Origin of the sequence: Erythrobacter rubeus, from assembly GCF_014705715.1 — a bacterium.
Taxonomy (GTDB): domain Bacteria; phylum Pseudomonadota; class Alphaproteobacteria; order Sphingomonadales; family Sphingomonadaceae; genus Erythrobacter; species Erythrobacter rubeus.
The window spans coordinates 1,591,350-1,603,197 of sequence record NZ_JACXLC010000001.1 but is presented as its reverse complement, the minus strand read 5'-3'; the positions used below and the strand labels follow the sequence as shown (position 1 = coordinate 1,603,197).

Sequence of the window (11,848 nt, the reverse complement as noted above, 5' to 3'; positions counted from 1 at the left end):
GGGGCAGTACCGGATTCGGGAAATCCAGATAGAATGAACGATACACCAACATCACCGGCGGTGCCTCCGGCCCATCAACCTCCCACCGGAGGACATGGCCACAATGCCTCGAAGAAGGCGTTGGCGGTGGGCGCAATCGGTGTTGTCTTCGGTGATATCGGCACCAGCCCGCTTTACGCGTTTCGCGAGACTTTTGTCGGGCCGCATCCGCTCGCGCTGGATACACCCCATGTTCTAGGGGTCATCAGTCTGATTTTCTGGTCGATGACGCTCGTCGTGTCGATCCAGTATGTCTCGATATTGATGCGGGCCGATAACAAGGGGCAGGGCGGCTCGCTCGCGCTCGTCGCGCTCATTTCGCGCAGCATATCGAAGTCCAAGTATGGCTGGGTCGCGATCCTCCTCGGAGTCTTTGCGACCTCGCTTTTCTATGGCGACAGTATGATCACGCCGGCGATTTCGGTTCTGTCGGCGGTCGAGGGGCTGACAGTGGTCGATGCGGGATTGCAGCGCTTCGTCATTCCCATTGCGCTCGGCCTGCTGGTTTTCCTGTTCGTACTCCAAAAGCGCGGGACGGCGAAGGTCGGCGCGCTGTTTGCGCCCGTGATGATCGTCTACTTCACCGTAATCGCGGGAATGGGTCTTTGGCAGATCATCAATATGCCGGAAATCCTGTGGGCGCTTAACCCCTACTATGCGATCAATTTCTTCTTCCTCGATGGTTGGCTCGCATTCCTCGCGCTCGGCTCGGTCGTGCTTGCGGTGACCGGTTCCGAAGCGCTGTATTCCGATATGGGGCATTTTGGGCGCGGTCCCATGCGCCTCTCCTGGTTTGGCTTCGTGATGCCATGCCTCTTGCTCAATTACTTCGGACAGGGGGCGATGATCATCAGCCTTCCGCCCGAGCAGGCAGCCGAAGCGATCCAGAGCCCATTCTTCTTCCTCGCATCCGAGGAATACCGGCTGCCGCTGGTCCTTCTGGCAACGATCGCGACTTTTATCGCCAGCCAGGCTGTTATCTCCGGCGCATTCTCGATCACCCATCAGGCAATCCAGATGGGCTATATCCCGCGCCTCAACATCCGCCACACTAGCGAGACTGAGGGCGGACAGATATATATCCCTGCGGTGAATTGGGCACTGATGGTGGCCGTCATTATCCTCGTCCTGACCTTCCAGAATTCGTCCAATCTCGCGAGCGCATACGGCATTGCGGTTACCGGTGCGGTGACGATCGACACGCTTCTGATGGCGGTTCTGTTCGTCGGAGTATGGAAGTGGAAGTGGTGGTATGCCCTGCCGGTCGTGCTGGTCTTCCTGATCGTAGACGGAGCCTATTTCGCGGCGAACCTGACGAAGGTGCCTCAGGGCGGCTGGTTCCCGCTTATGGTCGGCTTCATCGCCTTCCTTTTGCTCACCACCTGGGCCCGCGGCCGCAAGCTGATGCGCGAACGCATGAGCGAACACGCGCTCCCGATGGAGATTTTCGCGAAGTCGGCCAAGAACTCGGCGCTGCGTGTGCCGGGTACCGCAATCTTCATGGCGTCGAGCAGTTCCGGCGTCCCGTCCGCGCTGCTCCACAATATCAAACATAACAAGGTGCTGCATGAGCGCGTCGTCATCCTGACCGTGGACATTCAAGATGTGCCCTATGTCGATCCCGATGCGCGCTGCGAGTACACCGATATGGGCGATGGGTTTTATCGAGCGGTGCTGCATTACGGCTTCATGGAGGAAACCAACGTACCCATCGGTCTGAAAAAGATGGAACGGTGCGGCGGTGAATTCGACATGATGCACACCAGCTTCTTCCTGTCGCGTCAGACGCTGCTGGCCAGCGACAAGCCGGGCATGCCGATCTGGAGGGAAAAGATTTTCGCATGGCTGCTGAGAAACTCGGCCAGCGCGATGGATTTCTTCAAGCTCCCGACGAACCGAGTGGTGGAGCTGGGCAGCCAGGTCGAAATCTAGCCAGGTAGGCTCAGCGATGCAGATATTCTTCGACGACCGCCAGTGCCTTCATAACCCGGCCCGTGAGCTGCATAATGGCGACTGGACCGACTATTACGAATCTGCAGACAGAGCTCGAAAGATTGCGGGCACCGTGGGCGCTGCCACGGCTCCAGCGGATTTCGGTGAAGGTCCGATTGCGGCCGTTCATGCGCCGGAATACCTTCACTTTTTGAAGACAGCCATGACCCGCTGGCGAGAGGCAGGGCGCAGCGGCGATGCGATTGGATATGTCTGGCCAATCGTCCGCCGACGGGCGCTCGAATTCGGGCGAATCGATGCCGAGCTGGGGCAGTACAGCATGGATGCGTCGACTCCGATCTCCGATAGCACATGGGAAGCCGCCTACTGGAACGCGCAATGTGCGGTCGCTGCCGCCCATACTGTTCTGTCCGGAGAAAAGTCTGCCTTCGCCCTGTGCCGCCCGCCGGGGCACCATGCAGGGCGCGATTATCTCGGCGGATACTGCTACCTAAACAATGTCGCCATTGCCGCGCAGCACGCTCTCGATCAGGGGCGTTCGCGCGTTGCGATCCTCGATGTCGACTATCATCACGGGAACGGTACGCAGGACATTTTCTGGAGGCGCGGCAACGTGCTGTTCGCCTCACTACATGCCGATCCAAGAACCGATTTTCCGTTCTACTGGGGGCATGCGGATGAGCGCGGGGAGGGCGATGGCGCTGGCGCAACGCTCAATTATCCGCTGCCTCGAGGCACGACCATTGAGCCCTATCGCAGCGCGCTCAGCCAAGCGCTGAAGAAGATCGAAGCGTCCGCGCCTGAGCTGCTCCTTGTAAGTTTCGGTGCGGACACCTTCGCGCTTGACCCGATTTCCCATTTCGAGCTGCAGCGCGAGGACTACGCCGTCATCGGACGCGACATTGCGGCGCTCGGCCTGCCAAGTGTGATCGTGATGGAAGGCGGTTACGATCTCGACGCGCTTGGCGACAACACGACCGAATTCCTCGGAGCTTTCTGACCGCACAGGGCGCTAGCGCCACTCCAGAGATATCGATCTGGTGTCCGCAGGAACAGCGGGCAAACGCGTGATTTGTAACGAATCCGTCATCTGGACCGTAATGCCCGTCATCGATCTCATTCCCGTTTTCGAGCAGATCCCCATCGACGAGGAATTACGCCATGACCTCCATCCGAGTTTTCGCCCAATGTCGTACCGAGCACAAAAACGGTCATCGCGGCTATTTGAGCCCGAGCAGTGCAAGCCGGACGGTAGACAATCAGGAAGCCGTGGTTTCGGCAATGCTGCAGGAACGTGCGCGCCGCGCGCTCTATGCTGATTGCGATCGTGCGCCGCTCGGATGGGAAATCGTGGCTGTTTAAGCTGTAGGCGGTTCGTCGTTCACCACGTCCTCTTCTTGTCCAACATCGAGCCCGTGCTTGAGCAGCATCGGAAGCTGGGTGAACGTGAACAGGAACGTGAGCGGAAGGAACACCCAAAGCTTTGCCCATAGCCAGCCTTCGAATGTCATGTAGGCGACCAGCGCTTCGTTCAGCGCGGCAAGGATGAGGAAAAATACACCCCAGTTGCGCGATAATTTTAGCCAACCTTTATCGGACAGTCCCTCGAATGCGGCTTCCAAAAGGATTTTCAGCAGCGGACGGCTCAGGAAATAGCCAACCAGCAGAGCTACGCCGAAAACGCTGTAGATGATCGTTGGTTTAAGCTGCACGAAGCGAGGATCGCCGAAGAAGATCGTCAACGCTCCGAACCCGAGGATCAAGGCCGTCGAGAACCACAGCATTGGCGAGATTTTGCCAAGCCGCCACTTGGAAATTACCAGAGCACTGACGGCTGCAACCATGAACGCACCGGTGCCGTACATGATCGCAAGCAGTTCGCCCGCCGGATTGGGATCGTCAGGCGCGTTGAAGCGGTAGACGCCGAGAAACACGAGCAGCGGCCCGTAATCGACCGCGACATTGAGCCAGCTCGAACCGGCTTTCTTGGTTTCGTTATCTGCCATCAGGCCACACCTGCTATCACGCGCGCCACCAGATCCGGGTCGAAGGCGCGCAAGTCTTCCATCTTCTCACCGACCCCTATCGCGTGAATGGGCAGGCCATATTGCTCGGCGGCCGCAACCAGCACGCCGCCGCGCGCCGTCCCGTCGAGTTTGGTCATAATCAGCCCAGTAACGCCCGCCACTTCCTTGAAGACATCTATTTGCGAAAGAGCATTTTGCCCATTGGTCGCATCGAGCACCAGCACCACATCATGCGGCGCCTCGGGGTTGAGCCGCCCCAGGACCCGGCGGATTTTTTCAAGCTCGTCCATCAGTTCGCGCTTGTTCTGGAGCCTGCCGGCAGTGTCCACGATCAGCGCATCGATGCCCGTATCCGTAGCCTGCTTGACCGCATCGAAAACGATGCTAGCCGGATCGCCGCCTTCGGGGCCGCGCACCAGCTCGACGCCCGCGCGTTCGGCCCACGTTGCCAGTTGACCAATGGCGGCTGCGCGGAAGGTGTCACCTGCGGCAAGCAATACACCGTAATCATCCTCGGTGAACAAATGCGCAAGCTTAGCGATGGTCGTGGTCTTACCCGATCCATTGACCCCGATCACGAGGATGACTTGCGGGCGAGGGAACGCAGTCACTTCCAACGGTTTGGCCACCGGGCGGAGAATTTCCGCGATTTCCTCTGCGACAGCCTCTTTGAGCTCGGTCTGCGTTATCTGCGCGCCGAAGCGTTTCTCCGCTAGACGGTTGCGGATGCGCGAGGCGGCTGCTGGCCCCAAGTCTGAGATGATCAGCGCATCTTCGATATCATCGAGCGTCGCCTCGTCGAGCCGTCCTCCGCCGGCAATACCGGTGAGGTTTTCGGACAGCCGGTCGGACGTCTTGCGGAATCCGCCAAGCAGTCGCTCGCTCCAGCCAGCTTCGCTCATACCAATTGCCCCTCTTGGACGCCCCGCACCGTCATTCGCACAATCTCGCCCGCCTGTGTTTCTTCGGGGAGAACTGCGCGCGCATATGCGGGCGCATAGCCTGTCCCGTCACGTTCGGCGAGAATAGGCAGCGTTCCGCCCACAAAGCTTTCGAGCCAATGCGCGCGGACTTCGCTGACCGCTGCCCGCAGTTCGGCTGCCCGGGCTTTGATCAAGGCCCGGTCATGCTGTGGCATACGGGCTGCTGGCGTGCCAGGGCGCGGGGAGAAAGGAAAGATATGTCCGTGCACGATATCGAGCTCGCGGATGATGGAGAGATTGTCCTGGTGATGCTGTGCGGTCTCTGTCGGAAATCCAGCCATCAGGTCAGCGCCCACTGCGATATCGGGACGGCGCGCCTTTAAGCCTTGCACCAGCTTTATCGCATCGGCGCGCAGATGGCGGCGCTTCATCCGCTTCAGGATGAGGTCTGCGCCGTGCTGGAGCGAAAGATGCAAATGCGGCATAACCCTTTTTTCGCTGGCAAGAAGCTCAAACAGGTCCTCGTCGATCTCAATCCCGTCGAGAGAAGAAAGGCGCAATCTGGCAAGGGAAGGAAATGCGTCGAGTATCCCCGAGACGAGCGCGCCAAGCTTCGGTGCGCCTCGCAGATCATGCCCCCAAGACGTCAGGTCGACACCGGTAAGCACAACTTCCTTCGCGCCGAGATCGAGGTGTTGCTCAATCTGTTTGAGCGCATCGCGAATGGACAGCGACCGGCTCACCCCGCGGCCCTGCGGTATCACGCAGAACGTGCAATCATGGTCGCAGCCGTTCTGGACTGCGATAAACGCGCGGGTCTTGGTCGGCGCAAGCGGCGCTTGGGCAACCGGTACATTCCAGGCGCGCGGATCAAGCTTTGCGGTGTTCGCGACGAGGCCGTCGACTTCGTCCATATCGCTTAGCTGGCCGCGTTCGATATCGGCAGCGCAGCCGGTCACGATAAGCCGAGCATTCGGCCGTGCGCGGCGCGCCTTGCGGATAGCTTGACGGGTCTGGCGGACGGCTTCGGAGGTGACGGCGCACGAATTCACGACGACGACATCGCCGGCATCGGCCAGCATCGCGCGCATGCGCTCGCTCTCTGCAATGTTGAGGCGGCAACCGAGAGAAATCACTTCCGGCTTGAGGTCGGCAGGCGCGCTCACGCGAAATCGTCCCATTCGAAACTGCCGCGAAACGCTTCTGTTGCAGGACCGGTCATGCGGATCGTGCCGCCCTGTTCCCACGAAATGGTCAGATCACCGCCGGGAAGCGTGACTGTCACTGGACTTTTCGCGATGCCCTTGCGGATCGCTGCCACAGCAGTTGCGCAGGCCCCGGTCCCGCATGCTCGGGTCAACCCTGCACCCCGTTCCCAAACGCTCAGCTTCAGATGATTGTCTGCAATGGAACTCGCGACGTTCACATTTATGCGCTGCGGAAAAAGCGGGTCGTTTTCGATCACCGGGCCGAGCGTCGCTAGGTCGATCGCATCTGCGTCGTCCACGAAAAAGACTGCGTGGGGATTTCCGACATTGACCGCCATGGGATTTTCAAGTCCATCCCACGCAACCGGCATCGCCGAAGTGTCGACCGCGTAAGCGAGGGGGATATCATCCCAGTCGAAGCGCGGTGCGCCCATATCGACGCTTGCGCCGCCACTCGCGAGCTCGAGAGAAATCATCCCTCCGGCAGTTTCGACCTCGGCTGGTTCGCCGTGCAGCAACGCGACCGCCCGGCTTGCATTTCCGCACGCCTCAACCTCGCCGCCATCGGAATTGAAAATCCGCATCCGAAAAGCGGCGCTTTCGCTTTGTCCCAGCACGATCAACTGGTCGCAGCCAATCCCTTCACGTCGATCGGCGATGCCAGCAGCTATCTTACCTGAGATCTCAGGAATCGGCTGATTGCGAGCATCGAGGACGACAAAATCGTTGCCGAGACCGTGCATTTTGATGAAGGATACGCGCATATCGTCCGCGCATTTATGCTCGGCGGACCTTCACGTCCAGTGCGCGGCATCGGAAGCGAGTGCGCAGACTATAAACTGGCGCGCGTTTTGGTGCTCTCGATGATGTTGGGAGCGGCATTTTCAGCAACCAACGCTGCCGTGTCGGAGGTTGTCGAAAGCAGTCCCATACTTTTGAGCCGAGCGTGGACTTCCTCGGCATTTTCCGGTCTGCCGTAGAGGAAACCCTGACCTTTGAGATTTCCCATTTGCTTCAGCGTATCGAGAATTTCCTCGCTTTCGATACCCTCTGCGGTGATTGGAAGGTCGAGCCCGCGTCCCAGCGAGATGATAGCGTCGACGATTTTGCTGCAACCCTCCGAGCCACGCAATTCGCGAACGAAGGATCGGTCTATCTTCAGACGATCGAAGGGCAACGATCTCAGCTGCTCAAGGCTGGAATAACCAGTGCCAAAGTCATCGAGGCTGATCTTTACGCCTTGGTTTCTCAGGCTCGTGATCGTCGATCGCACCATGCCCACATTTTCGTGAAGACAGCTTTCGGTGATTTCGATCTCGAGCCTGTGTGGCGGAAAATTGTTGGCGACCAGTTGCTTCAGCAGTTTCTGTGCGAACCATGGGTCCCTCAGCTGCACTGGCGAAATATTGACCGATAAAGTGATCGACTCGTCCCACTGCTGTGCATCCCTGAACGCGCGATCCATCAGTTTCTCGGACAGCTCTGCAATCATTCCGATTTCTTCGGTGATCGGAATGAACACTTCGGGACTCACCACCCCGAGGTCCGGGGAATCCCATCGGGCGAGCATTTCAAATCCGACGAGTTCGCCGGTCGCGATATCTACCTGCTGCTCGTAATAAGGCACAAATTCGCCGTCGACGATCCCTCGGCGGATACCGAGTTCGAGTTCATTGCGAAAACGCAGCTCGTTTTCCATGCTTGGTTCGAACCAGAAATAGCGGTTCTTGCCCTGCTTCTTTGCGTGGTACATCGCGATGTCCGCGCGGTGCATCAATTGGGTGGCATCATCGAGGGTTGGGTTCAGTTCGGTCTGCCCGTCATCGGTCGCCACGCCCATCGACATGGTTGCATCGATTACGAGGTTACCAAGGCGAAACGGCAGGATGGCCTGATCGAAAAGCCGGATGACAAGATCGTCGATCCGCCGCCTCTGATGCAGGTCGTATGCCACGACGAACGCAAATTCGTCACCGCCGAGGCGCGCCAGGATCGCGTCGTCTGGCAGTTCCTCTTTCAGCCGCTTGGCCAAAATTACGAGCACCTGATCACCGACCGAGTGACCGTGCATGTCGTTGATCTGTTTGAAATTGTCGAGATCGATCATGGTGTAGGCGACGGCTTGACCGCGTTCGCTTGCCGTTTTTCGCAAGCGCTGGGTGGCTGCTGCCATGCTGCGGCGGTTAAGGCAGTTGGTCAGGCAGTCTATTTCCGCCAGTTCGCGGGCCTGACGTTCGGCGCGTTTGCGCTCGGCGATTTCGTACGACAACTGGCGATATCGCCGCCAGCCGAAAATTATGAGCGCGATATTCAGCAACAGCGCGGATACGAGTAGCCGTTCGGGTTCCTTACCGCCGGAGAACACCGCGTCGATAGCGCGCGGAAGCACCGAGCTGCCGGTACCGACGAAAAGAATGATTGCAGCAATAGCGATGCCGAGTGCGACGAAGTCCTTCTCGGCGTTCCCGAATGTCTTGCTATCGGTCTCTGTCTCTTCCACTGCCATCCAACCCGAACCACGTGCGGTCAGCCTCTCTCAAGACAAGACCGCTACCCCCAAGAAGTGCGAAAACCGTGGTGGTATGCTGTGATCCGATAAAAATCGGGTTAATTGCGCTGCTTGCTTCGTTCTGGGGTGGTGAGCGCGCCGCCAGAAGGTTACGCGTCGGACCAGTTGGAGAATTATAGGAGAAATGCCCGTGGCCAAATCTGCCCGCAATTACTGGCTGATGAAATCCGAACCATTCAAATACAGTTGGGACCATCTTGTCGCCGAAAAGGAAGGCACTTGGGACGGGGTGCGCAACCATCTTGCCAAGAATAATCTGGCTGCGATGGAAGTGGGCGATGAAGCCTTCTTCTATCATTCTCGAGAAGGTTTGGAGATCGTGGGGATCTGCGAGGTAAGCGTCGCCGGGATAACCGATCCGACCGATGAAACAGGCAAATGGGCCGCGGTAAAGGTGAAACCGAAGCGCAAATTCGAAAACCCGGTAACGCTCAAACAGATCAAGGCGGAGCCGAAGCTCGCCGATTGCGAACTCGTTCGCCTGTCACGTTTGTCCGTTGCAAAGATCACGCCGAAGGAATGGGAAATCATTTGCAAGATGGCGGAAGGCTGAAAATGCGGCGAGCCGTAGCATAAAGATCGGAACCCATTTGCCGGACATGCCGTTGGTTTGAAAACAGACTTTAGACCATCGGAGCGATCATGAGCAGGTTCGAGAACAAGCGTATTCTAATCACTGGCGGCACAAGCGGCATGGGCCTCGCGGCGGCCAAGATGATCGTCGACGAAGGCGGAGAGGTCGCCGTCACGGGCACCAGTCAGGATCATCTCGACGAGGCTGGTCGCAGCTTGCCGTCAGGCTCGCTCGTCCTTCGCAGCGATGCCGCAGACCCAGCGGCGGCCAAAGAGCTTGGCGATAAGGTCAAGGATCAGATGGGCAGCATCGATGGCCTGTGGCTCAATGCCGGGTACGGAAAGTTCGGCCCGAACGATAAGATGGATGCCGAATTCTTCGACCACATGAACAACGTGAACGTACGCGGCCCGGTTCTGCAGATGGCGGAGTTAATTCCGGCATTGAACGACAACGCGTCTGTTGTAGTCACGTCTTCCGTCTCTCCGTACCTCGGTCAGGCCGAAGGTGCGGTCTATGCGGGGACCAAGGGCGCAGTTACTGGGATAACGCGGAGCTGGGCGGCGGCGCTCGCTCCCAAGGGCATTCGGGTCAATTCGATCGCACCCGGCCCAATCGATACGAACTTCATGAACGGAATGGGCCTTTCTGAAGAAGAGAAAGAGCAGTTCTTGGAGCAAATCCAGACAATGGTCCCGCTCGGCAGGCTCGGAAATCCTGAGGAAGTGGCGCAGGTGGCGCTGTTCCTGCTGTCGGACCAGAGCTCTTATGTCACTGGATCGCAGTACATGGTCGATGGCGGCATGACAATGCGGTGAAGCTGCGAATGGGGAGTCAGCGAGCGCGCAGCCCGCTGATCGTCGCGCCGCTCGCGGCTAGCTGTTCCACGTCGATTTTCATGTGGATCAGCCTGAGACCAATCCGTTCCTGAGCTTCGGCCAGGGCCTCGCGAAACTCGTCGGTTGTCGATGCGGCTTTGCTCCAGGCGCCGAAAGCCGCGCCCAGCATTGCAAAATCGGGATTGGCGAGCTGCGTGCCGGACACACGGCCCGGATATTCACGCTCTTGATGCATCCGGATCGTGCCGTAAGCGCCATTGTCGACGATTATGACCAAGAGATTGGCACCATGCTGCGCAGCAGTCGCCAATTCCTGTCCATTCATGAGGAAATCTCCGTCCCCCGCGACGGCAACGACCGTGCGGTCGGGCTCGCGCAGGCTTGCGGCCACGGCAGCCGGCAGGCCGTAGCCCATCGCACCAGCTGTCGGTGCAAGTTGGCTCGGAAATCCGGCATAGCGCCAATAGCGGTGCCACCAGCCCGCGAAGTTACCTGCGCCGTTGCAGATAATGCTGTCGGCTGGCAACGTTTCTCGCATGAATGATACGCAGGCCGCCATGTCCAGTGTGTAGGTGTCGCTGGTAGGTTTGGCAGTCGCCCATTCATCCCATTCGCTGTGAGCCTGCGCCCCTGCATCGAACGGAATGATCGAGTGATCTTCCCAAAGAGCGGCGGTCTCGGCGAATTCATCGACCGCGCAACATAGGGCGAGGTCGGTCTTGTAGACGCGCCCTAATTCCTCCGGGTCCGGATGAATATGGACCAGCAGTTGATCAGGATGCTCCAGCGCAGGGACTTCATATCCGTCCGTGGTCGCCTCTCCCAGACGGGCGCCGATCGCTATGACGAGATCCGAAGATTTGACTCGCTCAACCAGCTTGGGGTTGGGGCCGTAGCCAAGATTTCCGGCATAAACAGACGACGTCGGCGCGATCGCGTCCTGCCTGCGAAACGCTGTCGCGACGGGCAGGCCTATGCTTTCGGCGAATTGCTGAAAGTGATCGCGCGCCTTCGCATTCCAGCCCGCCCCTCCGATGATTGCCACGGGGCTGGCCGCATCCGCGATCAGCCCGAACAGCGCTTGCATGGCGTCGGGACAGGCGGCCTGCGCAGGACGCGTCACGAGCGGCCGCGCTTTAAGCGCCTCGTCTACTTGATCGCAGAGCATGTCTTCGGGCAAGGCAATCACGACCGGCCCGGGCCGCCCGCTGATCGCGACGGAATAGGCGCGCGCGATAAATTCGGGAATGCGCGCAGGATCGTCGATCCGCACGGCCCATTTGCAGATGGGCCCGAAGAATGCTTCGAAGTTGATCTCCTGAAAGCCTTCGCGGTCGCGCATTCCGCGCGCGACGTCGCCGACAAATAGGATCATGGGCTGCGAATCCTGATGGGCCACATGCACGCCAATGCTAGCATTGGTGGCGCCAGGGCCTCGCGTGACGAATGCTACTCCGGGCCTTTGCATCATCGAGCCGTCGGCGCACGCCATGAAGGCTGCGCCGCCTTCTTGGCGGCAGACAACCGTATCAATCTTGGTGTTTTCGTGAAGCGCATCGAGCACCGCGAGGAAGCTTTCCCCGGGGACTGTAAAAATGCGGTCGGTGTCCTGTTCAGCGAGGCACTCGACCAGCAGTTCGGCGGCACTTTTCACGAAAGAATTCTCCCAAATCTAGCTTCCGGTCGCGCTTAGACCCAGCTGCGCACGCGCGCAAC

At 59.0% G+C, this 11,848-nt stretch carries 11 protein-coding genes; 5 read left to right on the top strand and 6 right to left on the bottom strand.

Annotated features, from left to right (window positions below; genetic code table 11):
• Window positions 1-33 precede the first annotated feature (33 nt).
• The 3 genes from IB285_RS07860 (at window position 34) to IB285_RS07850 (ending at window position 3,354) form a co-directional block, all read left to right on the top strand.
• Window positions 34-1,971: a potassium transporter Kup gene (locus IB285_RS07860; RefSeq protein WP_190787658.1), complete on the top strand. Its 1,938-nt coding sequence runs from the start codon at window positions 34-36 to the stop codon at window positions 1,969-1,971.
• Between the two features lie 16 nt (window positions 1,972-1,987).
• Window positions 1,988-2,992 carry a histone deacetylase family protein gene (locus IB285_RS07855; protein ID WP_190787657.1) on the top strand — a complete coding sequence of 335 codons (1,005 nt, stop codon included), beginning with the start codon at window positions 1,988-1,990 and terminating at the stop codon, window positions 2,990-2,992.
• 161 nt (window positions 2,993-3,153) lie between these two features.
• Window positions 3,154-3,354, top strand: a complete 201-nt coding sequence (locus tag IB285_RS07850; protein WP_190787656.1) for a hypothetical protein — start codon at window positions 3,154-3,156, stop codon at window positions 3,352-3,354.
• Here IB285_RS07850 and IB285_RS07845 read toward each other — a convergent pair.
• The 5 genes from IB285_RS07845 to IB285_RS07825 all read right to left on the bottom strand — a co-directional run bounded on the left by IB285_RS07845 (window position 3,351) and on the right by IB285_RS07825 (window position 8,656).
• Window positions 3,351-3,998 (bottom strand): inner membrane-spanning protein YciB, encoded by a 648-nt coding sequence (locus tag IB285_RS07845; RefSeq protein WP_190787655.1) that lies wholly within the window; start codon window positions 3,996-3,998, stop codon window positions 3,351-3,353. The genes IB285_RS07850 and IB285_RS07845 overlap by 4 nt on opposite strands.
• On the bottom strand, window positions 3,998-4,921 hold the full coding sequence (ftsY, locus tag IB285_RS07840; protein ID WP_190787654.1) for a signal recognition particle-docking protein FtsY: 924 nt from the start codon (window positions 4,919-4,921) through the stop codon (window positions 3,998-4,000). Before ftsY ends, IB285_RS07845 begins: the two co-directional genes overlap by 1 nt.
• Window positions 4,918-6,123, bottom strand: coding sequence for a MiaB/RimO family radical SAM methylthiotransferase (locus IB285_RS07835; protein WP_190787653.1), 1,206 nt, complete (start codon window positions 6,121-6,123; stop codon window positions 4,918-4,920). Before IB285_RS07835 ends, ftsY begins: the two co-directional genes overlap by 4 nt.
• Window positions 6,105-6,914 (bottom strand): diaminopimelate epimerase, encoded by an 810-nt coding sequence (gene dapF / locus IB285_RS07830; RefSeq protein WP_190787652.1) that lies wholly within the window; start codon window positions 6,912-6,914, stop codon window positions 6,105-6,107. Before dapF ends, IB285_RS07835 begins: the two co-directional genes overlap by 19 nt.
• Before the next feature lie 68 nt (window positions 6,915-6,982).
• Window positions 6,983-8,656, bottom strand: a complete 1,674-nt coding sequence (locus IB285_RS07825) for a putative bifunctional diguanylate cyclase/phosphodiesterase (protein WP_190787651.1) — start codon at window positions 8,654-8,656, stop codon at window positions 6,983-6,985.
• 223 nt (window positions 8,657-8,879) lie between these two features.
• Between IB285_RS07825 and IB285_RS07820 the strand changes: the two genes are divergently transcribed.
• Window positions 8,880-9,272, top strand: a complete 393-nt coding sequence (locus tag IB285_RS07820) for an EVE domain-containing protein (protein WP_407925616.1) — start codon at window positions 8,880-8,882, stop codon at window positions 9,270-9,272.
• 89 nt (window positions 9,273-9,361) lie between these two features.
• A complete protein-coding gene (locus IB285_RS07815; RefSeq protein WP_190787649.1) occupies window positions 9,362-10,111 on the top strand; it encodes an SDR family oxidoreductase in 750 nt (249 codons plus the stop codon).
• 16 nt (window positions 10,112-10,127) lie between these two features.
• Here the strand turns inward: IB285_RS07815 and IB285_RS07810 are convergent, their stop codons facing one another.
• On the bottom strand, window positions 10,128-11,786 hold the full coding sequence (locus IB285_RS07810) for a thiamine pyrophosphate-binding protein (protein ID WP_190787648.1): 1,659 nt from the start codon (window positions 11,784-11,786) through the stop codon (window positions 10,128-10,130).
• Between the last annotated feature and the right edge of the window lie 62 nt (window positions 11,787-11,848).